Genomic DNA, 24,337 nt, shown 5'->3' on the forward strand with positions numbered 1-24,337 from the left:
AAAATAAACAGCGTAAAATCTTCACATCCAAGACATCCTACTAATGGAGGGATGTATAGTGGAAAAAGACTTACAGCTATTGAAACAATTAACCGAAACTGCAGGCCCATCAGGTTTTGAAGCAAGAATTCATAAAGTCCTTGAAGAAAACATAAGTCAAATAACGCCTGAGATTTTAAAAGATCATCTTGGAAGCATCGTTGGAATTACGGGAAAAAAAGGCCCGAAAATCTTAATCGCCGGTCACATGGATGAAGTCGGCCTTATGGTAAAAGCCATCACGAATGACGGTTTCTTGAAATTCCAGACATTAGGGGGCTGGTGGGGGCATGTCATGCTTGCCCAGCGCGTAAAAGTACTGACAAAAAATGGAGATTTGACTGGTGTTATAGGTTCAAAGGCACCTCATGTTCTGTCTATAGAAGAACGCAAAAATGTTCTGAAGCCTGAAACTATGTTTATTGATATTGGTGCTTCCAGCAAAGAAGAAGCAGAGAGATTTGGAGTTCAGGTAGGAGATCCGATCGCGACTGTTTGTCCATTTGAAGTACTTCCAAATCCTAAGTTTCTGCTTGCCCGGAATTGGGATAACCGCGCAGGATGCTATGTAGCGCTGAAAACATTAGAGAAAGTCGCTGCAGATAAAAAATCTTCAAATATCTTATATGCAGGAGCCACAGTTCAAGAAGAAGTGGGTCTAAGAGGCGCTCAGACTTTAGTCAATAAAGTCAATCCGGATATTTCGTTTGCACTTGATGTTGGTGTAGCCGGTGATACACCAGGAATGAAAGAAAAAGAAGGACACACAGAACTCGGGAAAGGTCCTTTGCTCGGTTTTTTCGATGCAAGCATGATCCCGCATCCAAAACTCCGTGATTTTGTCGTCGGTGTGGCAAAAGAACTTTCAATCCCTTACCAAGTAGACATCATGCCTGGCGGAGGGACAGATGGAGGGAAATTCCATCTTGGTTATCAGGGTGTTCCTACTTTGGTCGTAAGCGTTCCGGCAAGATATATTCACAGCCACGTTTCCATCGTGCACAAGGACGATCTAGATCATTCAGTTGAACTGCTCTATCAAGTCATCAAGCGGCTTGATGAAAAAACGCTTAAGCTAATTACAGAAATGAATGGAGAAATTCATTAAAATTTATAAAGGCTTTTTCTCATTTCGTGTTGTAAAATTCGGTTTGATGCTCGAAATTCGGCTTCGGGAGGTCTTTTCGTGCTGCATAATCCGGTTTGGCGCACAAAACTTTGGCTTCGGGAGATCATTTCGTGCTACATAATCCGGTTTGACGCACAAACTTTGGCTTCGGCTGCATAATCCGGTTTGGCGCACAAACTTCGGCTTCGGGTGGTCATTTCGTGCTGCATAATCCGGTTTGGCGCACAAAACTTTGGCTTCGGGAGATCATTTCGTGCTGCAAAATCCGGTTTGGCGCACAAACTTCGGCTTCGGGTGGTCTTTTCGTGCTGCATAATCCGGTTTGGCGCACAAACTTCGGCTTCGGGTGGTCTTTTCGTGCTGTAAAATCCGGTTTAGCGCATAAACTTTGGCTTCGGGAGGTCATTTCGTGCTGCATAATCCGGTTTGGCGCACAAAACTTTGGCTTCGGGAGATCATTTCGTGCTGCATAATCCGGTTTGGCGCACAAACTTTGGCTTCGGGTGGTCATTTCGTGCTGCAAAATCCGGTTTGGCGCACAAACTTCGGCTTCGGGTGGTCTTTTCGTGCTGTAAAATCCGGTTTAGCGCATAAACTTTGGCTTCGGGAGGTCTTTTTGTGCTGTAAAATCCGGTTTGGCGCACAAACTTTGGCTTCGGGAGGTCTTTTCGTGCTGCATAATCCGATTTGACGCACAAACTTCGGCTTCGTCGTGCTGCATAATCCGGTTTGCGTACAAACTTTAGCTTCGGGTGGTCATTTTGTGCTGCATAATTTGGTTTGGCGCACGAACTTTGGCTTCGGGAGGTCATTTCGTGCTGAATATCCGGTTTGGCGCACAAACTTTAGCTTCGGGAGGTCATTTCGTGCTGCAAAATCCGGTTTGGCGCACAAACTTTAGCTTCGGGAGGTCATTTCGTGCTGCAAAATCCGGTTTGGCGCACAAACTTTGGCTTCGGGAGATCATTTCGTGCTGTAAAATCCGGTTTAGCGCATAAACTTTGGCTTCGGGTGGTCATTTCGTGCTGTAAATCGGTTTGGAGCACAAAACTTTGGCTTCGGGTGGTCATTATGTGCTGCATAATCCGGTTTGGGGCACGAAACTTTGGCTTCCGGGGACATTATCGTTTTACACAAAATTTCCACCTGAATAAGTCTATAAACTATTTTTCATAGATTTATAAAATCCTCCCACTTCGTCTTTCCAATAGCGCTACGTCTCTCCAAACACCATTCATTTTGCCGATTCGTTCTCTTGTCCCAACTTCTCTAAAACCGGCTTTCCTATGTAATTTTAAACTTGAGATGTTTTCAGGAAATATTCCAGCCTGAAGCGTCCAAAATCCTTCTTTTTCGCTTAATTCTATTATGGCATGCAGCAGAGCAGTTCCAATTCCCCTACCCTTGTATGATTTGCCGAAATAGATGCTTACATCTGCTACCCCTGCGTAAACGCATCTTCCTGAGACAGGACTCAGAGCGGCCCAGCCAAGAATTTTATTTCCTTCTATAGCGACAAGCCGGCATGTTTTAGAATGACTTTCATCCCAGCTCTCATAAGAAGGGGCATCCGTTTCAAATGTAGCATTGCCAGTTGCAATGCCTTCTAAATAAATAGCTCTAACCTGATCCCAATCACTGTCTGTCATTATTTTTATCTGATAATCCAACCTCTACACCCTCTCAAAGTAATCTTACTGAATTTATTATAAAATTCAGCTTTTTTGATGAAAAGAAAAAAGCCTCATTTCTGAGACTTTAAGTTAAAAGAAGAAACGCCTGGAGAAAATCTCACGGCTTTTCTGTTTTTATTATTCGCCAGTCTTGGCAAAACGCTCGATTCGTTCACCAATCTCATCACGCACACGCTGGAAAAACGCCCATTTCTCTTCTTCCGTTCCTTCCGCTTTCGCAGGATCGTCAAATCCCCAATGCACGCGTTTGATGTGCGGCGGTGTAACAGGGCAATTGTCAGCTGCATGTCCGCATAATGTAACAATCAGGTCTGCATTGTTTAAGATTTCCTGATCAATCACATCTGAAGTTTGGTTTGAAATATCAATTCCTGTTTCTTTCATTGCTTTAACAGCGTTTGGATTTAAACCATGCGCCTCAAGTCCTGCACTTTTTACATCCCACTCTTCGCCAAGATGTTTTTTCGCCCAGCCTTCAGCCATTTGGCTTCTGCAAGAGTTTCCAGTACATAAGAAGTAGATTGTTTTTTTAGACATAGGTGTAGTCTCCTTTTAAGTTGAGTTTGATGTTTTAGATAATGAGCAGCCATAGATAAAGTCCAACAAGTGTTATAAACAAGGTTGGAATCGTTAAAATGATACCTGTTTTAAAATAAGTGCCCCAGGATATTTTGACGCCTTTTAAGCTCAAAACATGGAGCCATAAAAGCGTGGCAAGAGAACCAATCGGCGTAATTTTAGGCCCTAAGTCAGAACCAATTACATTTGCATAAATCAATGCTTCCCTTAAAGTGCCCGTTGTATCTGTATCGGCAATGGCTAAAGCATCAATCATAACTGTCGGCATGTTGTTCATGACGGACGACAAGATGGCTGCAATGAAGCCCATTGAAATCGTTGCAATAAATAATCCCTGATCAGCTGCCGATTGAATCACATCAGCTAAAACAGCCGTTAATCCGGCATTTCTGAGACCATAAACGACGACATACATCCCGATCGAGAAGAATACAATCGCCCATGGAGCTCCCTTTAAAACCTTTTTAGTATGAACAGCCGGGCTTCTTCTCGCCATAGCCAAGAAGAAAATGGCGACGACACCAGCAACAAAGGATACTGGGATGTGCAAGAACTCGCTGATAAAGTATCCAATGAGGAGAACCCCAAGCACGATCCATGACAGGCGGAACATCTTCTCATCCTTGATGGCTTCTTTAGGTGTTTTTATATCTTTAAGATCATACTTCCCTGGTATGCTTTTGCGGAAGAACAAGTATAAAACGAGAATACTTGCACCTAAAGCAAAGAAGTTAGGAACAATCATCCGCGTGGCATATTCGATAAATCCAATGTCAAAGTAATCAGCAGAAACGATATTCACCAAATTGCTGACAACTAACGGCAATGACGTAGTGTCGGCTATGAACCCGCTCGCCATAATAAATGGAAAAACCATTTTCTCTTCAAAATTCAGATTGCGGACCATTGCAAGTACAATGGGAGTTAAGATAAGAGCTGCACCGTCATTCGCGAAGAACGCAGCGACCAATGCTCCTAAAATCGAGACATAGACAAACATTCTTATACCGTTTCCTCTTGCTGCTCTCGCCATATGCAGAGCAGACCATTCGAAGAAACCAATCTCATCTAAAATCAGAGAAATAATAATAATGGCAATAAATGCAAGGGTTGCATTCCAAACAATTGAAGTTACATCAATAACGTCACCAAAATCAACTACTCCAACTAATAAAGCAGCTATAGCTCCACCGCATGCTGACCAGCCGATGGAAAGGTTTTTAGGCTGCCATATTACTAAGATGAGAGTTAAAAGAAAAATCAATGAAGCTAATATGACTGAAATCAATCTTTCTTCCCCTCTCTATTCACAGGTAATGCGTAATCCTTGTGTTTCTAATTCTGTTAATAAGTTATCTTGTGCAGGTAAATACGCTAATAATCCTTTTATGAATGGATAATATTCACTCTCTTTATTCATTGAATAAAAAATCCATTGACCTTTGCGTTTTTCTTTTACCAATTCTGCATCACGAAGTTTCCGCAGATGCTGACTGATCGCAGGCTGGCTTGTTTTGAATATCGCAGTAAATTCACAGACACAGCAATCATTTGTCTCAAGCATTTTCATCATCGTGAGACGGGTTTTATCTCCAAGCAATTTAAGTATTTGAGAAACTTTCTGAATATCAAGCGTTGAAGTCACTTCCAAATCGCCAACACCTCCATGTCGGAATCATTATATAACACCTCACTTATATAATAAAGTGCTTATATATAAAAACTTTGTAAATTTACTGTAAGCATTTTAGGTTTAACGGTAAAAAAACTTGGATTTAAACTCCAAGTTTTTCATTAACTATGTAAGTTATTTTTTATTCGAATTGAACCAGATGTCTTTTCATCAAGAAAAAGGATATACCATAGGAGTCCTAATGCTATAAACACACAGGCTCCTCCCCAATACAAAAGTATTCATATTCTTTTATTTTTTCATAGGCCTCAAGGAAAATGTTATAGCTTTGATTTCCTAAATAATCCTCTTTTGAACGAAAGAGGCGTTCAAATGTCAAATTGCGGGCATGTTGGGCTGAACATTCAAATGCATTCATAAGCAATTTCATATAGGCAATGAAGTACTCTTTTCTTAAAGCACCGGCGTGATTAATGACCATATCGTTCACTCCTGTTTCTCAGTTTATTTTCATAGCTGAAAGGGAGAACAGCATTCTCCCTACTCTACTTAACAGCAAGGACTCGTCTCGTCACATGAGGATTTCGATTTAAGGTTCAAACTGCATACACCTGTCTCAGGGAGATCTAACTCCACTTTTTGAGCTGCTGCCTGATCTCCGCTTAGATGGGCGACTACAGATCTTACTTGCTCATATCCAGTTGCCATCAAGAATGTAGGAGCACGGCCATAACTTTTGGCACCGACAATATAAAAATTCTTTTCCGGCTGACGGAGTTCCTTCTCCCCATGGGGGCGGACAGTACCGCAGCTATGAAAATTAGGATCAATGAGAGGGGCTAAAGCTTCTGTACTCTCGGTTGAAGGATCGATTGATGTACGCAGTTCACTGACCATTGTAAAATCTGGACGGCTGCCTGTATTGACAATGATTTCATCTATTCCTGAAAGAGTACAATTTTCCCCATTTTGTGAACCAATCATATCTATACCGTTTTCAGACCTTTTAAGGTTCTGAATAAAAAATGGCGTTTCTACTTTTATCATCTTTTGATCAACCAGCTGATGGATACGGCTGCCGAGTTCACCTCTTGCTGCCAGCGCATCTTTTTCTTCCCCGCCATAGGCATCTTCAACCCTTTTCCTTCTCATCACCCAAATGATTTCTGTATCAGGATGAGATTCTTTCAGTTTTGCAAGTTCCAATAAAGCATTAATGGCTGAATGGCCGCCGCCAACAACTGCTGCTCTTTTATTTGCATACCGCTCTTTTTCTTTTCCAAGAATATCAGGTATGCCGTAAAAAATGTGATGGCTAAGGGACTTTTCCTCATTCAGCCATATACCATTTGAAGTTGATGGATTTGGGTTGCCCCATGTTCCCGTTGCATCCAATACCGCTCTTGCCTCAAAAGTTTGAAACTCGCCATTTTTTTCTGTGTAAATGATAAACGGGACCAGTTCACGATTTGCCGTTTTCATTTTATCGGCATCTTTTTTCCCGATGGATAAAACCTTTGTATTCAGATGTAAAAATGGCTGAATTTCAGGAAGGTTTGAAAGCGGATGCAAATAATGTTCAACAAGATCCTTTCCGGTTGGCAGAGCAGCTGGTTCAGGCTGAATCCAGTGATGTTTTTCAAGTAACGCCAAAGCCGCTTTATCCATGTTATATTGCCATGGTGAAAATAAGCGGACGTGTTCCCAGGTTATAATATTTGCTCCGGCCTGATGACCCGCTTCCAATAAGATAAAAGATTCTCCCCTGCTGACTAAATGAGAAGCTGCTGCAAGGCCTACAGGACCGGCTCCAATTATGGCTACGGGAAGTTTAGAGCCCTTCTCAAGTTTTGCTGGTGCACAGCACCCGTTTACTTTAAGTGATAAATTAAGATTTTCCATATAAATCCTCCTCAATGCATTTTTATATAAATTATTTGCATATTGCAAGTATTAACTGAAAAGAAATCACCCCATCGGAGTGCAGCATACGCTCGATTTTGCCATGGATGCGTTCAATAGCTTGATCGAGCGAATGACGGTTTCTTTTTCAAACTCATTCATGTGTGAAAAGACCTCATCCAAATAAGCATTCATCTGATGATCAATCGTTGCCGCGACAAATTTCCCTTCAGTAGTAAGTGAAAGCACATGAACTCTTCGATCATCAGGATGCGGTGTCTTTTTAATTAAGTTCATTTTCACTAAAGATTGGATTTGACGGCTGAAAGTCGTAATATCTGTACCGAGAACGTCAGCTACTTGCTGAACGGACGGCTGGTGCAGATGTTCAATTTCGTAAAGAATATGGCTTTGTATTAAAGAAATATCAATTCCGCCTGCTGTGCAGCAGTTTTTATTCAGTAAGCCAAAGCGGCGGGTCATGATTTGAAATAGTTCTCGAGTGTTTTCCATCTAATCACCTCATACTTTAGTTATACGCTTATTATTTGCATGTTGCAAGTTTTTTATTTCTTTTTCAGATTTTTCACCAAATAAGAAATTGGCCTAGATGATATGGGCACTTCTATTATTAGTTCTTACTTGGCAGCCTGAGTAAAAAGAACCCGCCAGCTATCTGGCAGGTTCTTTCTGCGGTTATTCCGTATGCGGCACGACTTCAATTACCCGGATTAAATGTCCTTCCATTTCTTTGGCAATAAACTTATAATCATCAAAAATAATACTTTCACCAGGCTGAATATCAATATTTTCCGTTAACATCCATCCACCTAATGTATCGACGTCTGTCTCTTCATCAAGAGTCGTACTTAACACATTATTCACTTCATAAAGCAATACTTTCCCATCCATTAGGTAATGATTTTCCTTTAGCTTCTGGATTTCTGGGACTTCGTCCTGGTCAAACTCATCATGAATTTCACCAACGATTTCTTCAATAATGTCTTCAACTGTAACAAGCCCTGCAGTACCGCCGTACTCATCAACAAGGATTGCCATGTGAACCCGTTCTTTTTGCATTTTCAGCAGCAAATCATGAATTGGAATCGTCTCAATGACCTGGATGACCGGGCGAATGTATTGATCAATTGTCGCTCTTTTACGTTCCTCTTCAGAAAGGGAGAATATATCTGTAAAGATCTCTTTTATATTGATCATGCCAATGATATGATCTTTGTCTTCTTTAATGACAGGATAGCGGGTATATTTCTCTTGGCTCATGATCTTTAAGTTTTCTTGAAATGATAGTTCAGATGCTGCGGCAACGATATCTGTCCTTGGAACCATAATTTCTTTTGCCACTCGATCATCAAATTCAAAGATCTTGTTCATATACTTCAATTCCGACTGATTGATTTCTCCACTTTCATAGCTCTCAGACAAAATAATGCGGAGTTCTTCTTCCGTATGGGCAAGCTCATGCTCAGAGGCAGGTTTTAGTCCAAAAAATCCAACTAAGATACGAGCAGATCCATTTAAGAACCAGATGAATGGATACATGATGCGGTAGAACCAGATTAAAGGTCTCGCTAATAATAATGTGACTGCCTCCGCTTTTTGAATCGCTACGGTTTTAGGGGCAAGTTCCCCAATCACCACATGTAAGAAAGTAACAGATGCAAATGCGATACCGAAAGTAAAGATATGTGTAACAGAGTCGCTTAAATTAAAATTCTCGAAAACTGGGTGCAATAGGCGTTCAACAGTTGGTTCTCCCAACCACCCTAATCCTAAAGCAGTAACAGTAATACCCAGCTGACAGGCAGATAAATACCCGTCTAAGTTTGAAACAACTTGTTTTGCTGAAGTTGCTCCTTTTTTTCCTTCAATTAATAATTGATCTAGCTTTGAACTTCGAATTTTTACTACTGCAAATTCGGCTGCTACGAAAAAAGCTGTTAATGCGATTAATAAAGCAATAAGCAATAAGTTAATTATTTCCAATATATCCTTATCCTCTTATGAGAATAAGGAGTCACCTCCCACAGGTATAAGTTGTTTTTAGTCGTCGTTATTCCCTTGCATAAAAATCATAATGAATTTAATTAGTTCGAATAAAGCCATGAGTCCTCGGGCAACATAAGTTAGAGCAGCTGCTCCTAGAACTTTGTTTACCCCTCGTTCTTCTTCGCATCGGATGAAAGGACATTTGCGTTTAATTCTCCTTTTAATAGATTACATCAATCATACAGTCACAAAAACCGTACAGTCAAACGTTATGGTGTGAGAAAAATAAAAATTTGGTGTAGTGTGAACAATTTGTGAAATGAGCAAATTGTTCGTTCACTCGTAGGTCCATATCTTTTTTTATATAAATTGCGCATAAAAAAAAGCAGCTCAAGCTGCTTCCTTGTTTATAAATACTTCCGGTGAATCGCCTTCCCGTCATACGTAAACAAAACAGGCTTCCCTTCCAGAATAGACTCCATGTGCACGGCGCGTCCCCACAGCTGATGAATATACGGCAGCACTTTTTCGAGATATTTCAAATCGAGTTCGATATCTTCATACCAGTGCTTCAAGTACAATTCATTGTTTTTCAGATAATCCCCATCGTTCACTGTAATATATGGGAACCCTCCATTTACACGAGTTAGGCTCTACCCCGCGTCTTATCATGTCTTCTGTGGGATTGTTGTAGCGTTCTTCAATGTATTCAAAGATTTTAAGTCCTAAATAATAAGGATTAATGCCGGTTCGTGACGGCTGCACGACACCTGCATTCAGCTTGGCAAATTCAATGGACTCATCTGTGGTGAGGTCAAGCTCTCTCAGGATGAGCTGATGCTAGAAGGATGCCAAGCTTCCTTCTTCTAAGGATTTTGAATTTAACCTTAGCATATCGTTAAAGGGGTAAATTTTTCACTTAATTTCTCCATTTGAAGCATTTCTGATAAATTCATATTCACTTTCCCCATTTACAGATTGGATATCAATTTCTTCTTGAATAATGCCTTTTTCTAAAGCAAAATTACCATTTGGTCCACCTATTAATATGAATTTTCCTTGATTGTTACTATCGATAATTCTTTTTAAGAATAGAAAATATTCTTCACCTACTTTCATTAATGGGTGTTTATTAAAAGAGATCACTGAATTACCATCTTGAGTAATAATTAGATTTTCTGGATCATTTAAATCAAGTACATTTTTCCAATAGTCGTCCACTTCAAAAATAAAGTCAGTAAATGGAATATCTATGTTTTCCATATACTCACTTTTAATTGATTTAACACTTCCTTTGATAACTAGATCTGCTTCCTCAAAAGCCTCTTCTTTTGAAACTTCAGGAAACATTGCACTTACATCAATAATTTTTTCTTCTCCGTTAATTACTTTTTCATTTAATTCTTTAACTTTTTCTCTGGCTGCCTCATCGTTGTTATCGATATTACCCAATGAATACTGTGAAAGTTCTCCAGTAGATGATGTCATGACATTAGATGCTATAAGAACTCCATAAATATAACTAAATCCAGTTTTATCAGATGATTGAGTATATCTCACTCCATTATCATATCCATACATTAACTTAGAGCTATTTCTGTCTTCATAAAGGTCTGCAAGTCCATAAATATGACCTATTTCATGGGCTCCTACCGTTGTCCAACTATTTGCAGACTTAGCACTATTATATTGTATTCTCCATCGAGTTGGATGATCGTTCGATATTCCATAAAATGTTCTCTGTGCAACCCATGTCGCACTAGGTGCAGAGTAACTTTCAATAAAATTCGATGAATTAGCTGATGAAACTTCAGTAATTGAATATCCAATATTCTCATTTTTAAACTTTGAAACTCCTGATTTAAAACGGTTTTCCCATGTATCAGATGTAGCTTCAGAATAGTTAGTACTTCTGCTTGGCCAATGTGAACCAACATATAAGTACCCCGCACTCTCGGACCCTTTGCTGCCTAAATTGTGAGCAGAAACATTAGTAAAATTCAAAAATATACTTGCCGAGACAATTAAAGTTAAAACTATCTTTTTCAACATAAAACCTCCTATTATTTCAATTTATTACAATATTAAACATATTGTAAATTACAAATATTTTCAATATTTTTATTTTTTTCCAGATTTATTGCTGTTGATTTCACAAAAAAAATAACAAATGAAGGATTGGAATCTATCCTTCATTTGTTACTTTTTTTAGTAAGTGCTCTTTATTTTTTTTATCTTTCACAATAATATAATCATCAGTTCCTTCAACAGAGAATATTTCAGAACCAACCTCATAAAAATTAGATTGTTTTTCTTTAGGCATTACATTAGGCTCAGTTTTTAATGAAATTGTTCCAATTTTTTCATCTGTCTTGTAATTGGAATTTAACTCATCGGAAGTTCCATTATACTCATTACTATTTATTATTACTATGATTGCTGTACTTCCAGTTTTGTCTGAAGAATCTTGACCGCAACCGACTAATAGCAGTAACAAAACAATTACAAATATGCTGGATATTTGCCTCATTAAATAATCCTCCTAACAAATCAGCCCTTTATATTCCATATAATACCACAACTTTTATAGAAATATATTCCTTTATGAAATTATTTATTGGTGATTTATTATCTGTAACTATGTAAATAATAACTATTTAGCTTCCTTCTTTCTGGAATATTAGTATTTTATTCCAAAATCAATATATAGTTTGTTGTTTATAAAATCTGAATTCTGGACAGTAATTATGCAAGAGGTGAGAAAATGATTCCATTACTATTTGCATTTCTTTTAATGATTATTGGTTCATTGCTTTTTTATATTAAAAGAAGCGGTGATTACAAATCAGCTGTTTTATCAAATAAGATCGAATCAAGCTTAGAGCTAAAAAAAACCATGGCACTGGGTTTAGCTATTCGTTTTAATTATCCTAGAGTCGATAAAGATGACGGTACATATGAGTTTGAAAAATCTTCAGACATATTTTTAAAACAATTACCTTTAGAATTCGAAGAATTTGTAGCACAAATATTTAAGAAGAAGTATGGCGGAGATATTTATGTTACGCGTGCCACAGGGGACTTTGGAATTGATTTTGAACATACTCGAGAAACTGGATTATATCTTGGGCAAGTTAAAGCATACCGACATGATCTAGACTTTAAACCTATTGCAATAATTCATTCAAACATGATAAAGCAGAATGCAGTTGGAGGATACGTCATAACAACTAGTAGTTTTACTAAAGCTGCTAGAGAATATGCCAATAACCTTAATATACAACTAATTGATGGTGTACAGCTTGTAGATTATTGGCTCGAATCAATGGACTTATTGGTATATGAAACAAACGCAGAGTATAACTAAAGTACAGAAAAGAAAAAGCACTAAATAATTTGTCCTATGTCTAAGCTAAATTACATATATTGGTTTAAGAAGGGGGACGACTTATGATTGAGTTGGGAAAAAGCATGTTTAGAATTAATGCCATACAGGTTTCTTTTATCGGACTTAGTTTAGGTTTAGCGATACTCGTAAAATATTTATCCATTGAGCAGTCTCACATGAGCTTATCAAACTTTATTTCATCAAGTTTTGATAACCTCTTTTCAAATAAGGAGACATTTAGTATTGGGATCAATGTTTTTTTACCTGGAGTACTTTACATTATTTCAAGTTTGCTGCTCCTATGGATGAGTATTACAAATTTAACGACTCTTCATTTAGAAGAAAAGAAAATTGATATTGGATTAAAGATTCTTTTGGCGGTTTTTCAAGTTGCTTTATTTGGCTGGTTTTTATTTGTGGGCGGAAAATTAATCATATATTATTCAGTCCTTGCATTATTATGTCTTTTTTGTATTGCTTTTATTGTTTCAGCATTTACTTCGAGTAGACAGGAATAAAACAAAGATACCAATTAATGGTGTAAGTCCTTTTTTGGTATCTTTTTTGTATGAGTTCGGTATTTAATTTACGAATTGACTAATCTCTTCAAAACCTTTTGTTTTCTTAAATTTCATATGATGACTAAAATTAGCAAGTGCATCAGATGGGTCAATATGATTAAAATTGAGGGCTTCAAATGGAGCCTGATCATATTTAACCGATAAGATAGCAATTTTCTTATTATGCCCCGTTGTTGAATCCAATTCTTCGTCATATGCATTGATGCAAATATTTTGAAGTGGCAATAAAGCAAATAAATCACGAGCAATGCGAATAGCACAGCTGCACACATAATCCTGATATAAGTCAAAATAGGCTGATTTAGGCATAGCTTTCTGTGAAACTTTCCCAGACTTCAACAAACTTTTTGATTCATTTGGCACCACATTTTTACCGTTCACCTCAAACTCAACGTATAAGGTACGTGAGTCATTTAGTCCGAATTCAAATCCACTCCCAAATTCAACGAGATCTCCAAGGGGATCAAATTCTTCAATGACTTGAAGATAAGTTTCAATATCTCCATTAAGGATTTGATCAGCTGCTCTTTTGGTCGATTGCCATTCCTCAAACAATTCTCCGTCTTTCTCTCTAGCCTTATACACATCATTTTCAAGTTCAATACGTTTTTTATCTTCTTGTTTAAATAATTTTTGAAGGACGTTAGGTTTATACCCTGTTAACATGTTTAATGCTTGTCTTTCATTTGGTCCGCTTTCACCCAAATTAAATGGTGCTTGTCTTTGACTTATCTCAATCCAATTAACATAGTGATCACACTCATGATGAATGGAACGTAGCCTTTCAAGTTTATTCTCATAAACTTCAACTTCGAGTTTAGCACGTTCTAATTCTTGCAATTTCTGAATTTCTTTTTCCCTATTCTCTAATTCTTTTCTTTTTTGATATGCACTTGTTTTATAACTTCTGGAGTTACTTGTTGAGCTATATGATATGCCAGAACCAGGTACACCAACTGTAGTTGTTCTTCTTCCGCTTGTATTTACTGAATACCGTAAACCTTTTCCTCCAACGCTTACGCCTACACCTCTTTTGCCTACATTCATTTTGACTCCAGGTGCAATTTTAATGCTCTTTCGGAAACTAAAACCCATAATTATTCCCCCCTTCAAATTTATCCTAATCTTTTCATTATTTACAATATTTATCACCTATTTTAATATAGGTCTTAACTATAAAAATTGACGGGGGTCAACACTAGAAAAGTAAGATTTGCTCTAGTCAACAAAAAAAGCATACCAAATATGCGAATTAGTATGCTAATTGATATGTTATTTAGCGGGTTGCACCTTTCAACAGAACCCTACTCAAGCTGCTCCTTTTTCATAGATACTTCCTATGAATCGCCTTCCCATCATACGTAAACAAAACAGGCTTCCCTTCCAGAATCGACTCCATGTGCACGGCGCGTCCCCACAGCTGATGAATATACGGCAGCACTTTTTCGAGATATTTCAAATCGAGTTCGATATCTTCATACCAGTGCTTCAAGTACAATTCATTGTTTTTCAGATAATCCCCATCGTTCACTGTAATATATGGGAACCCTCCATTTACACGCATGTTAATTAACTGGTCGCGGACATGTTCCCACTCTTTATCGACAACCTTATAATCTCTCCCCTGCTTTTGGAAAAGATACATGTCTTCCCTTGAGACAAGTTCCTTCGTCATATAATTCCGGATGAACGACAAGTCAGATTCTACTTCACGCACTTCAAACATTTTTTCCCGGCCCGAGTTAGGCTCTACCCCGCGTCTTATCATGTCTTCTGTGGGATTGTTGTAGCGTTCTTCGATGTCTTCAAAGATTTTAAGTCCTAAATAATAAGGATTAATGCCGGTTCGTGACGGCTGCACGACACCTGCATTCAGCTTGGCAAATTCAATGGACTCATCTGTGGTGAGGTCAAGCTCTCTTAGGATGCGCTGATGCCAGAAGGATGCCCAGCCTTCGTTCATAATTTTTGTTTCGAGCTGCGGCCAGAAATAGAGCATTTCCTCGCGCATCATAGTTAAGATATCGCGCTGCCAGTCTTCCAGGTCTCTGCTGTATTCTTCTATAAACAGCAGAATGTCTTTTTCGGGGGATGGCGGAAACTTCTTATTCTTTTTTGGAGGAGCCCCTTTTGGTTTTTCCTTATCATCCAGTTTCCATAAATCATCATACGGAGAAGCCTTTTTAACATCCTCTTCCTCAGCATCTCCCATTGTCCAGGAAAGCTTTGGCCGCATGAGGGATGGATCAATATGCTCCTGAATCGCAAGTACGGCATCCAGGAATGTCTCTACCTCTGCCCTGCCATGATCAATTTCATATTGCTTAATCCGGTCGGCTGTGGCGGCCATGCTTTCTACCATATCGCGCTTCGTATTCTGAAACCGGCTGTTATTTTTGAAGAAATCACAGTGGGCCAGCACGTGGGCAACAATTAATTTATTTTGAATAAGAGAGTTGGTATCGAGCAAAAAAGCGTAGCATGGATCCGAATTGATGACCAATTCGTAGATTTTGCTTAATCCAAGGTCATAGTGAAGCTTCATTTTAAAGAATTGTTTTCCGAAGCTCCAGTGTGAAAAACGGGTCGGCATTCCGTAAGCACCAAATGTATAAATGATATCTGCAGGACATATTTCATACCGCATCGGATAATAATCAAGTCCAAATCCATCGGCAATTTCCGTGATTTCCGCAATCGCATATTCCAGTGATTTCCGGTAAGCTTCGTTCACGCGTTTTCCCCCTATCTCGTCTTTAAGACAATGTATGAATGGCAGGCGGAAAAGATGAAGGAAATCCGCTCGTAAAGAGATGTTATCAATTTGATTCCCTGCTAAATAAAAAAAAGCATGAACCCCTATTATTCAGGATTCATACTTTTCCTTTTATATTAAGCCCGTTCAGGCTTCACATACATATTTTGCTTCAGTGTGCGTTTTTGCCAAATGATCGTCATCACAAGCGTCACAACAAGAAAAGCAAGCCCGAGCACAAAAGGATACGTGATTTGTACATCATAAAGCATACCGGCAAGCGTTGGTCCAAGTATATTTCCGATGCTCATATAGGCATTATTCATCCCCATTGCAAATCCCTGTTCGTCTCCCGCCATTTTCGAGATCAGCGTATTAAGGACAGGGCGAAGGATCGACGTTGCAAGGAAAATAAGCAGTGTAACACCAAAGAAAAGAACATAGCTTGAAGCAAACAGCGAAAGGAAAAAACCGATTGCTGCTACGGCAAGGAATATGTTCAGAACCATCCCTTCACCAAATCGTCTTACAACACGATCTACTACAAATAGCTGGACAATCACACTGATGATTCCCGTTGATGTAATCATAAGAGCAATTTCCTGCGGTGTTGCATCGAATTGATTGTCTACAAAAAGGCCGAGCACTGATTCGTATGCCATCAGACCGAAGCTCATGACAAGAGTAATCACAAGAGGTACAAAATACGGCATGCGCACTGAGCGCACCATTTTCTTAGCCATCGATTCAGTATCTTCCGGCATAGCCACAGATGCATCCTTCGTTTCGCTTTCTTCAAGCACAAGGATCGAGAAAATCACAGCTGCCAATGATACGATTGCTGAGATTAAAAACGGCATTTTCAGGCCGAAGTCTGCAAGAAATCCGCCGATTCCCGGACCAATAACAATCCCGAGTGACATGGCGGCAGAAACAAAGCTGTTTCCTTTTGCCCGCTGATCCATTGATGTAATATCTGCTACATACGCAAAGATTGCTGGAACCAGCAAGGCTGCCCCAATTCCGCCAATCACACGGGAAGCATAAAGCCACCAAATTGAATCAACCGCGTAAAAAACAAACATGGAGAGGGTCAATCCAATTAACCCGTAAATGATCATTTTTCTGCGGCCGTATTGATCTGCCCATTTTCCGGATATTGGAGAAAAAATAAGCTGTGCTCCCGCAAAAATAGCGATCATTAATCCCGCTGCTGTACCGCCCTGATTAATGGATTCCAGGTAGGCCGGAAGAATGGGAATAATAATCCCAAAGCTTCCTATTGCAATAAACATGTTGATCATCAAAATAAACATTTTTTTCTTTTGTTCTGCTGACAAAATGACAGCCCCTCTTTCTATGGTTAACTATTGCGTGAATATATTTTTCAAATACTTAACCATGTTAAGTTGTTTGGCATCATTCTGTCAACGAGAAAGGATTGGAACTTTTTATGAAATTAAGAAACGGTATGAGCGTCTGTTTTTAAGTCCATTGCCGGCCCAAAGAATTCATAATGGATCTTTTCTTTTTCCACTCCGAGAGAAAGCAGGTTCTGAATCATGGCTTTCATGAACAGGACAGGTCCGCAAACATAGAAATCTCCATCTTTGTTCTCCAGAATACGATCCAAATCATCCTTTGAGATTAAGCCTTCTTTATAAAAACCTTGATCCATGCAGTCCTGATTTAACGGGCTGCTGTAGAAGGCAAACATTCTGCAGTTAGGCAGCTTCGCACATAATGAGGCTGTTTCTTTTACAAATGCATGTGTGCTGCTGTTTTGTGTTGCATGAATAAACGTTACTTCCCGCTCTGTCTGCTGGATTGTAATCGTGCGCAGCATGCTCATAAATGGAGTGATTCCTACTCCTCCGCTAATAAATGTGACAGGTGTTTGGGCAGCCTCATTTAATGTAAATTCACCTGCAGGAGCACTGATTTCGATCATATCTCCGACGGCTATTTGATCATGAAGGTAGTTTGATACCTTTCCTGCTTCCGTCTCGGGTCCGCGTTCCCGTTTTACTGATATTCTAAGATGAGGCATCTCTTTGCTGCCTGACAAACTATATTGTCTGTTCATCGTATATGTTTCTCCAGGAATATTGACTCTTACGGAAATGTACTGGCCCGGTTTAAAAGCTGGATTTCCTTCAGGCGAATCTAAATAGAAAGAAGAAATCCATTCACTTTCCCGCTCAATGCGGACGACTTTGAAAGGCTTGAATCCAGTCCAATCTGCGGCATCATATAATTCTTTTTCCGCTTCAATAAATACTTCTGCAATGACGCCGTATGCTTCTGCCCAGGCATTAATGATTTCTGGCGTTGCGGCCTCTCCTAGAACTTGTTTGATGGCCAAAAGCAGATGTTCTCCAACGATTGGATAATGTTCCGCTTTTACACCGAGACTTCTATGCTTATGAGCAATTTGTTTAACTGCCGGCAGAATCATATGAAGCTGATGAATGTGCTTTGCTGCCGCATATACCGTATTTGCAAGTGCCGTCTGCTGTCTCCCTTTTTTTTGATTGGCATGATTGAAAATATTCAGCAGCTCTGGATGGTTTTCAAATAGATTTTTGTAAAAGCGCGATGTGATTTCTACACCTTTTTCTTCTAAGACTGGAACAGTAGATTGAATAATTTCGATTGTTTTTTGAGTAAGCATATGGATGCTCCCCTTCTTTTTTAAAGTAGTATTTTAAATACATCTTTATCTTAAATCCAAAAAACCTTTAAAGCAATATTTCAAATACATCTTTAAGAAATCTGTCACAATTGAAATTTAACTTTTATTAAAATTTCATTTGCTGTGGTAAGATAGACGTACTTCATGTACTGGGGCGATGGACGTTTATGAGATTAACCAACTATACAGATTATTCTTTGCGGGTGCTGATCTATCTGGCAACAAAGGAAAAAGATAATCTATCCAATATAAAAGAAATAGCAGAAGCCTATCAAATCTCAAAAAATCATTTAATGAAAGTAACTTATGAACTTGGCAAATTAAATGTAATCGAAACAATAAGAGGTCGGGGCGGCGGCATTCGGCTTGCGAAAGATCCTTCTGAAATCAACATCGGGTTCATTGTCCGGCAGACCGAAGACGACTTCAATCTTGTTGAATGCTTCGATCCAAAGAGCAATGCATGCACGATATCCCCTGCCTGTACATTAAAAGGGGTGCTGCACAAAGCGCTGCAAGCCTACTTTGAAGTGCTTGACTGCTATACGCTAGCAGATCTGGTTAAAAACAAATCGATGCTTGCCAGATTATTAAAAAACACCTGAAGTTAGGCTGTCGATAAAGTCATTTTTACTGACTTATTGGGCAGCCTTTTTTTTTGGGACCTTGCCCCATCAATAGTGGCAGCACTTATGGGAATAACGCCACTTATTAAGCTTTGAACCGTTAAAAGTGGTAGCACTCATGGGACTTACACCATTAGTTTCACAGTAAAAACTGTCATAATCATTTTAGAGTTTTATTGGACACCCTCTTTTGATGCAAAAGACGTCTGAATTCCGCCTTCTTTTTTCAGAATAGTTTGTAAATATATCCGGTATCTTATATGATCAAATCAGGAGAAATTAAATAAGCTATAAAACGAGGAATATTTCAAAAGGAGGATCCAAAGTGGGGAACAAAAAAGTATGGCTTGTGCTTCTTTTAGTCTTTTTTATAGTCACCTTAACAAATCCCTCTTTCACTTCTGCCAAAAAGCCGCATGAGCCAGCAAGCAGAACAGCTGTTGAAATGATTACTTCAAAAGCATTATTGAAAGATGAAGGCCCAAAGCATCATAAGCTCACCTATAAGGTTTATCTTCCAAAAGGATATGATAAAAAACGGACAGAAGGATATCCGGTCGTTTATCTTCTGCACGGCAGCGGAGGAAATGAAAACAGCTGGGATGATTTTTTTGGAAAGCTTGACGAAATGATCGTAAATAAAGAAATCGAGCCGCTTATTGCCGTTGTCCCTGCAGCAGGCAATTCCTATTGGGTGAATTCTAAAAAGTACGGTCATTATGAAAGCGCTGTTATCAAGGACTTGATTCCGCATATCGATAAAAAATACAATTCTATCGCTGAACGCAGCGGAAGATTCATTTCAGGCTATTCAATGGGCGGATACGGAGCCCTCAGATATTCAATGGTTTACCCCCATCTGTTTTCTGCAGCAACTCTATTAAGTCCGGCCATTCAAAACGCAGAGCCACCCGCTACATCCGGGGCTGTTGAAAGAGGAAGTTTCGGAGAACCCTATGATCCAGATCTGTGGAATGCGAACAATTATCCAACTGCAATCGAAAGCTATGTGAAGCAGCCTCATCGGGTTCCAGTCTATATTGTAACGGGTGATGATGACTGGAATCATATGAGTGAAAAAGAAGATCTTCCTCCTGATGCTTATAAATACAATATGGAGGTTCAGGCCGTTCAGCTCTATCAGGAGCTTCACAGGAAAAACCTGTTCAGCCTTGACTTTCCAAAGTGGGAAGATGTCCCCGGAAACCCTGCTGAACTGAGGATCATCAATGGCGGCCATGGACTCGAGGTATGGCTGAAAGGATTTCAAGAAGGCTTAAAATATATGTTCGGAAAAGCGGAAAGCCCGGAATTTTCTCCAATCTATAATCCAGCAAGCTACAGCTCTGAAAAGAAAGGAACTGTGAATACTTATTCGTTTAATGCTCCAAGACTTATTCAAGATGAAACGCCGGGTAATGATGAGCTGAAGTATGTCGTTTATTTGCCTGAAGAATATGACCCGCAAGCTGAAAAAAAATATCCCGTCCTCTACTTGCTGCATGGATCCAATGGAAATGAAAAAAGCTGGGATAAATTCTGGCCAATTTTAGATAAAATGATTCAAGATAAAAAGATAGAACCCGTCATAGCGGTTGCTCCAGTAACAGGCAACAGCTACTGGGTTGATTCGCTCAAGTATGGAAACATGGAATCTGCCGTCATCAACGATTTGATTCAAAAAATAGATCGTGATTTCCTTACGATTTCTGACCGGAATGGCCGCGGGCTGGTTGGCTATTCAATGGGAGGATATGGAGCGTTGCGCTACTCGCTCATTTACCCTCATCTGTTCGCCGGAACGTCGCTGTTAAGTCCTGCTCTACAGGCATTCGATGCTCCTGAAACATCGGGCGCAGTGGAACGAGGTTCATTTGGAGAGCCTTTTGATCCGGCCATTTGGGATTCGTTAAACTACCCTAAAGCTCTTGAAGCATACGGACAGCAGCCTTTCGAGGTCCCCATGTTTATTATGACCGGAGACGATGACTGGAATCATTTAAGTGAAAAAGAAGATCTTCCGGAGGACGCCTACAAATACAATATGGAAGTGCAGGCAGTCACCTCTTATCAATTTCTGCACAGATCGAATGTTTTTAATCGCCCATTTGAGAAATGGGAACCAGTTCCGGGCAGTCCTGCTGAACTCAGAATATTAAACGGCGGCCACGGCATGTCTGTCTGGGCTGCAGGATTTGAACAGGGTTTGATCTATATGTTTGAAAATGGACTTCAAGCACAATAGTAAAGAGAACTGGCTTCACAGCCTAATTAATCACGCTGAATGTAACTTTTCGGGAGTATACAAGGTCGGGTGAGATAGTGGTGGACAGTTTGGAAAAGCTGATCCTTTCATTGGGTCTGATTGGAGTTAAACCCATTCTGACAAGGCTGAGAGCAGAGATGAGGTTAAGCTTCATCAATGCGGGAGCGGCGATGGATAAAGTGGAAATTAAATCATGGATATGTACGCTTGGCTGCTGCCAAGCTTTTTTGCCGTGTATTACATCACAGAAGCGGTCTGATTGATTGTTTTTCCTTCAATTTCAATCTTTTCGTAGAGGTTTTTCACTCTCATGGCAATGTCATCACAAAGTTCCTGATAGTGGGCAAATTCTTCCTCGTCGCTTTCAAATGAATACATGGCGAGGTTCGGCAAATTCCATGAAAGAACATTCTTTCCTTCTTCATGAACAGGGGGTGTTTTTTCCTGCTTATAATCGTACATTTGAACGACAAATGATGCTTTATTTAATAACTCCAGGTCAATTTTATCCGAGTCAAGGTCCTCAATAAACATATTCACTTCCTTCATGGCCTTTACGCAAGCAGGGTCAATTTCTGATGTGACAAGACCGGCACTTTCGATTTGCCATTTACTGGAGAACAGTTTTTTTGCCCAGGCTTCTGCTATTAAACTTCTGCAAGAGTTAAAATATGACAGAAAGTAAATGGTGGGTTTTCTCATCGCTGTACCTCTTTCCTTAGGTTTGTACTAATCTTTACCCCGTCTACATATAAACTACACATTTATTTACATCCATTTAGTGGATAACCCCCATAAAATTGGAACTGCCTAAGAATAATCAGCCGCAGCAAGCTTTCTGGCTGCGGCATTTTTATTAAAAACCGATTCTTTTTATCCTTTTTTCAAAATAAGCTTTGTCATGTTTAATGATTGTCATGGCCGTTTCGTAAACTGTCTTTGATAAATCCTGGAACGATCGTTTATTAACTGCATCAAGTTCCTGCGTAAGATTTTCAGGCAATGAGGATTTTCCATTCAATGCTCCTGCGATCGCTCCGCCCATGCTTGCAATCGAATCTGAATCATGGCCGTAATTCACTCCTCCGATGATCGTCTTCATCGTATCTCCTCCCGCTACCAAAAATAAAGCAAGAGCAATCGGCAATTCTTCAATAGAATGAATTCTGCTCGGGGTGTTTGCATTTCCTTTGCCCTGTTTTTTGCGGTCAGAAAAAGTTTTCACTGTATCGAAAGGCTCAATCGCACGTCTTAAATCTTCTCTTGCTTCGAGAACATCTAAATGGAGTGCTGCAGCATCAAGCACCGATTCAATGGCAAGCTTTGTACCATCTTTAGCCAGGGTCCGGGAGACATTCAGAATACTTTGCACTGAAGCATTTTCGCTCATGGCTTCAGCGACAGCTGCTGCCATTACACCCGCTGCTTCTCTGCCGTAGCTTGTTTGATGGGCACCGGCAAGATCAATCGCCTCTTGATAGGCACGTTCAGGATCTCCTGCGTTCATCATTCCGACCGGACTCATATACATGGCCGCCCCGCAGTTAACCATATTTCCGATGCCCGCTTCACGGGGATCTACATTGGCAAGCCTGTGCCTTAGAAAGAGATATTGCTCTGGATAATAAAGTCTTGTGATAACAGGAGCTTCTTTTCTCAGCTCAGGAATGTAGACCGTCTTCTCAGCTATTTCCTCTACTAATTCTTCCGCAATATCATAAGCAGTTAAATGTCTTTGCTTTCTTTCATATATCTTAAGCAGCGCCTCTACCATTAAAGTATCATCCGTTATGTGCCCGTTGCCCTTTTCAAGCGGCCTCATGTTGCCTGGTTCCTTCCATGCATCACTTGCCGGTTCACGAAATGCTGTGACAACCCCGAATTTTTTCCTGATCACTTCAGGAAGCAGTCCCTCCGTTGGAGAACCCATCGCGTCCCCAATAGCGCCTCCATATAGAACACCTTCTATTTTCTCAAGCATCCGCTTCGTCATTGTCCCTCTCCTCCCCTCTTGTTTTCCCCTTAAAACCAAGCGTAGAAGCTCTTGCCTGCAGTTTTAATTCAAGCTTCGTTAATAGATCATTCTCTACTGCTTTTCCTTCAATTAATTGAATAAGCTTGTCTGCTGCAGCTACCCCTATTTCATAAACAGGCTGCTCAATCGTTGTGATTTCAGGCTCTACAAGCTTCGTGAGGTCAATACCGTCAAACCCTGCAATTGCAATCTCATCAGGAATTTTTTTCCGAAGCGACTTCAGCATTTTTAAACAGCCGATCGCCATTAAGTCATTTCCGAGAAAAAAACCATCTGCATCAGGGTGATCCGTTATCGCTTTCCCAGTCAGCTGCCTTCCGCTTTCAAGACTGAAATCACCTTCAAAATGAATCACGGGATGCTCTGGGGAAAACTGTTTTAAACTGTCCGTGTAGCCTCTCAGCCTCTCTTTAGATGGAATCAGCTGTTTCGGGCCGCCTATGTGAATAATTTTTCTGCATCCGACATCAAACAGGTGGCAGACAGCAAGCTTTGCACCTTTATAATTATCAACTGCCACTGAATTTGCGGATGTCACATTGGCGGCACGGTCTACAATCACAAACGGAATCTTCTTTTCTTTCAGAAGCTGTATGGATTTCCCTTTGAGCTGATAGGGAGCGAAAATAAACCCGTCAATGTACATATTTTCAAAGCTTTCCCACATTGAAACACCGGTCATTGCATTAGAACTGGCTGGCACTAGAATCATTTTGTAGCCTTTGCGCCCTGCTTCTTTTTCAATGGCTTGAACTAACTTGGGAAAGAAAGGGTTGCTGATATCTGGAATGAACAAAGCAATTGTATTTGTTTTTTGCCTTGCAAGACCCCGAGCAATTTCATTTGGTTTATAGTTCAGCTCTTCCATGACAGTCTGAATTCTTTTTTCTGTTGCATGACTGACGTATCCTTTTTTATTCAGATATCTGGAAATGGTGGCAACAGAAACATCCGCTTCCCTTGCCACATCCCGAATTGTTGCTTTCTTCTCCCTCAAGTGATTTCCCC

The 24,337-nt window shown here is 39.9% G+C and carries 23 protein-coding genes and 2 pseudogenes; 6 read left to right on the forward strand and 19 right to left on the reverse strand.

Going from position 1 to position 24,337, the window contains the following annotated elements; genetic code table 11:
* Positions 1-58 precede the first annotated feature (58 nt).
* The gene (locus E2R53_RS12840) at positions 59-1,147 is read left to right on the forward strand and encodes a M42 family metallopeptidase (protein ID WP_435796791.1); all 1,089 of its coding nucleotides are present in this window, start codon (positions 59-61) and stop codon (positions 1,145-1,147) included.
* 1,199 nt (positions 1,148-2,346) lie between these two features.
* Here the strand turns inward: E2R53_RS12840 and E2R53_RS12845 are convergent.
* From E2R53_RS12845 to E2R53_RS12900, 12 genes and pseudogenes are all read right to left on the reverse strand, one after another.
* Positions 2,347-2,838: a GNAT family N-acetyltransferase gene (locus E2R53_RS12845; RefSeq protein WP_133312109.1), complete on the reverse strand. Its 492-nt coding sequence runs from the start codon at positions 2,836-2,838 to the stop codon at positions 2,347-2,349.
* Positions 2,839-2,979: 141 nt separating this feature from the next.
* Entirely contained in the window at positions 2,980-3,399 is a 420-nt protein-coding gene (gene arsC, locus E2R53_RS12850; RefSeq protein WP_070877141.1) for an arsenate reductase (thioredoxin), read from the reverse strand.
* 34 nt (positions 3,400-3,433) lie between these two features.
* Positions 3,434-4,729, reverse strand: a complete 1,296-nt coding sequence (locus E2R53_RS12855) for an arsenic transporter (protein WP_133312110.1) — start codon at positions 4,727-4,729, stop codon at positions 3,434-3,436.
* 15 nt (positions 4,730-4,744) lie between these two features.
* Positions 4,745-5,092, reverse strand: coding sequence for an ArsR/SmtB family transcription factor (locus E2R53_RS12860; RefSeq protein ID WP_133312111.1), 348 nt, complete (start codon positions 5,090-5,092; stop codon positions 4,745-4,747).
* A 226-nt stretch (positions 5,093-5,318) separates the two neighbouring features.
* Complete coding sequence (locus tag E2R53_RS12865; protein WP_133312112.1) at positions 5,319-5,555, reverse strand: hypothetical protein; 237 nt, start codon at positions 5,553-5,555, stop codon at positions 5,319-5,321.
* A gap of 68 nt (positions 5,556-5,623) precedes the next feature.
* Positions 5,624-6,976, reverse strand: a complete 1,353-nt coding sequence (locus E2R53_RS12870) for an NAD(P)-binding domain-containing protein (RefSeq protein ID WP_133312113.1) — start codon at positions 6,974-6,976, stop codon at positions 5,624-5,626.
* A 66-nt stretch (positions 6,977-7,042) separates the two neighbouring features.
* On the reverse strand, positions 7,043-7,489 hold the full coding sequence (locus E2R53_RS12875; RefSeq protein WP_133312114.1) for a MarR family winged helix-turn-helix transcriptional regulator: 447 nt from the start codon (positions 7,487-7,489) through the stop codon (positions 7,043-7,045).
* Between the two features lie 183 nt (positions 7,490-7,672).
* Entirely contained in the window at positions 7,673-8,980 is a 1,308-nt protein-coding gene (locus E2R53_RS12880; RefSeq protein ID WP_133312115.1) for a hemolysin family protein, read from the reverse strand.
* 57 nt (positions 8,981-9,037) lie between these two features.
* Positions 9,038-9,175 (reverse strand): annotated as a pseudogene (locus tag E2R53_RS12885) (zinc metallopeptidase); the annotation flags it as partial.
* Positions 9,176-9,390: 215 nt separating this feature from the next.
* A pseudogene (locus E2R53_RS12890) lies at positions 9,391-9,823 on the reverse strand (SpoVR family protein); the annotation flags it as partial.
* A gap of 75 nt (positions 9,824-9,898) precedes the next feature.
* Positions 9,899-11,035, reverse strand: coding sequence for a hypothetical protein (locus E2R53_RS12895; protein ID WP_133312116.1), 1,137 nt, complete (start codon positions 11,033-11,035; stop codon positions 9,899-9,901).
* 133 nt (positions 11,036-11,168) lie between these two features.
* Positions 11,169-11,513 carry a hypothetical protein gene (locus E2R53_RS12900; protein WP_133312117.1) on the reverse strand — a complete coding sequence of 115 codons (345 nt, stop codon included), beginning with the start codon at positions 11,511-11,513 and terminating at the stop codon, positions 11,169-11,171.
* A gap of 234 nt (positions 11,514-11,747) precedes the next feature.
* On the opposite strand from E2R53_RS12900, the gene E2R53_RS12905 reads away from it, so the two are divergent.
* Positions 11,748-12,350 (forward strand): restriction endonuclease, encoded by a 603-nt coding sequence (locus E2R53_RS12905; protein ID WP_133312118.1) that lies wholly within the window; start codon positions 11,748-11,750, stop codon positions 12,348-12,350.
* Positions 12,351-12,433: 83 nt separating this feature from the next.
* Positions 12,434-12,889 (forward strand): hypothetical protein, encoded by a 456-nt coding sequence (locus E2R53_RS12910; RefSeq protein ID WP_133312119.1) that lies wholly within the window; start codon positions 12,434-12,436, stop codon positions 12,887-12,889.
* Between the two features lie 63 nt (positions 12,890-12,952).
* Here E2R53_RS12910 and E2R53_RS12915 read toward each other — a convergent pair whose 3' ends face one another.
* The 4 genes from E2R53_RS12915 to hmpA form a co-directional block, all read right to left on the reverse strand.
* Positions 12,953-14,047: a DUF4236 domain-containing protein gene (locus tag E2R53_RS12915; RefSeq protein WP_133312120.1), complete on the reverse strand. Its 1,095-nt coding sequence runs from the start codon at positions 14,045-14,047 to the stop codon at positions 12,953-12,955.
* Positions 14,048-14,276: 229 nt separating this feature from the next.
* Positions 14,277-15,686, reverse strand: coding sequence for a SpoVR family protein (locus tag E2R53_RS12920; protein ID WP_133312121.1), 1,410 nt, complete (start codon positions 15,684-15,686; stop codon positions 14,277-14,279).
* A 158-nt stretch (positions 15,687-15,844) separates the two neighbouring features.
* Positions 15,845-17,047 carry an MFS transporter gene (locus E2R53_RS12925; RefSeq protein WP_133312122.1) on the reverse strand — a complete coding sequence of 401 codons (1,203 nt, stop codon included), beginning with the start codon at positions 17,045-17,047 and terminating at the stop codon, positions 15,845-15,847.
* A 119-nt stretch (positions 17,048-17,166) separates the two neighbouring features.
* Positions 17,167-18,381, reverse strand: a complete 1,215-nt coding sequence (gene hmpA / locus E2R53_RS12930; RefSeq protein WP_133312123.1) for an NO-inducible flavohemoprotein — start codon at positions 18,379-18,381, stop codon at positions 17,167-17,169.
* A 188-nt stretch (positions 18,382-18,569) separates the two neighbouring features.
* Here hmpA and E2R53_RS12935 point away from each other — a divergent pair, with 188 nt between their 5' ends.
* The 3 genes from E2R53_RS12935 to E2R53_RS12945 all read left to right on the forward strand — a co-directional run bounded on the left by E2R53_RS12935 (position 18,570) and on the right by E2R53_RS12945 (position 21,557).
* Positions 18,570-19,007, forward strand: a complete 438-nt coding sequence (locus tag E2R53_RS12935; protein ID WP_133312124.1) for an Rrf2 family transcriptional regulator — start codon at positions 18,570-18,572, stop codon at positions 19,005-19,007.
* Between the two features lie 346 nt (positions 19,008-19,353).
* A complete protein-coding gene (locus tag E2R53_RS12940) occupies positions 19,354-21,273 on the forward strand; it encodes an alpha/beta hydrolase (protein ID WP_133312125.1) in 1,920 nt (639 codons plus the stop codon).
* 89 nt (positions 21,274-21,362) lie between these two features.
* Positions 21,363-21,557: a hypothetical protein gene (locus E2R53_RS12945; protein ID WP_133312126.1), complete on the forward strand. Its 195-nt coding sequence runs from the start codon at positions 21,363-21,365 to the stop codon at positions 21,555-21,557.
* On the opposite strand, the gene E2R53_RS12950 is transcribed toward E2R53_RS12945, so the two are convergent.
* The 3 genes from E2R53_RS12950 to E2R53_RS12960 form a co-directional block, all read right to left on the reverse strand.
* Positions 21,532-21,996, reverse strand: coding sequence for an arsenate reductase (locus E2R53_RS12950; RefSeq protein WP_133312127.1), 465 nt, complete (start codon positions 21,994-21,996; stop codon positions 21,532-21,534). The genes E2R53_RS12945 and E2R53_RS12950 overlap by 26 nt on opposite strands.
* A 154-nt stretch (positions 21,997-22,150) precedes the next feature.
* Positions 22,151-23,287, reverse strand: coding sequence for an ADP-ribosylglycohydrolase family protein (locus tag E2R53_RS12955; RefSeq protein WP_206197379.1), 1,137 nt, complete (start codon positions 23,285-23,287; stop codon positions 22,151-22,153).
* Positions 23,268-24,326 carry a LacI family DNA-binding transcriptional regulator gene (locus E2R53_RS12960; RefSeq protein ID WP_133312128.1) on the reverse strand — a complete coding sequence of 353 codons (1,059 nt, stop codon included), beginning with the start codon at positions 24,324-24,326 and terminating at the stop codon, positions 23,268-23,270. The genes E2R53_RS12955 and E2R53_RS12960 overlap by 20 nt, the downstream gene beginning before the upstream one ends.
* Positions 24,327-24,337: the final 11 nt, after the last annotated feature.

It is taken from the genome of Peribacillus frigoritolerans (genome assembly GCF_004358755.1).
Taxonomy (GTDB): Bacteria; Bacillota; Bacilli; order Bacillales; family Bacillaceae; genus Bacillus_P.

Coding starts and splice junctions, on each gene's coding strand:
- arsC (WP_070877141.1), bottom strand. CDS start 3,399: ATGTCTAAAAAAACAATCTACTTCTTATGTACTGGAAACTCTTGCAGA.
- E2R53_RS12865 (WP_133312112.1), bottom strand. CDS start 5,555: ATGGTCATTAATCACGCCGGTGCTTTAAGAAAAGAGTACTTCATTGCC.
- E2R53_RS12870 (WP_133312113.1), bottom strand. CDS start 6,976: ATGGAAAATCTTAATTTATCACTTAAAGTAAACGGGTGCTGTGCACCA.
- E2R53_RS12875 (WP_133312114.1), bottom strand. CDS start 7,489: ATGGAAAACACTCGAGAACTATTTCAAATCATGACCCGCCGCTTTGGC.
- E2R53_RS12895 (WP_133312116.1), bottom strand. CDS start 11,035: ATGTTGAAAAAGATAGTTTTAACTTTAATTGTCTCGGCAAGTATATTT.
- E2R53_RS12900 (WP_133312117.1), bottom strand. CDS start 11,513: ATGAGGCAAATATCCAGCATATTTGTAATTGTTTTGTTACTGCTATTA.
- E2R53_RS12905 (WP_133312118.1), top strand. CDS start 11,748: ATGATTCCATTACTATTTGCATTTCTTTTAATGATTATTGGTTCATTG.
- E2R53_RS12910 (WP_133312119.1), top strand. CDS start 12,434: ATGATTGAGTTGGGAAAAAGCATGTTTAGAATTAATGCCATACAGGTT.
- E2R53_RS12915 (WP_133312120.1), bottom strand. CDS start 14,047: ATGGGTTTTAGTTTCCGAAAGAGCATTAAAATTGCACCTGGAGTCAAA.
- hmpA (WP_133312123.1), bottom strand. CDS start 18,381: ATGCTTACTCAAAAAACAATCGAAATTATTCAATCTACTGTTCCAGTC.
- E2R53_RS12935 (WP_133312124.1), top strand. CDS start 18,570: ATGAGATTAACCAACTATACAGATTATTCTTTGCGGGTGCTGATCTAT.
- E2R53_RS12950 (WP_133312127.1), bottom strand. CDS start 21,996: ATGAGAAAACCCACCATTTACTTTCTGTCATATTTTAACTCTTGCAGA.
- E2R53_RS12955 (WP_206197379.1), bottom strand. CDS start 23,287: ATGACGAAGCGGATGCTTGAGAAAATAGAAGGTGTTCTATATGGAGGC.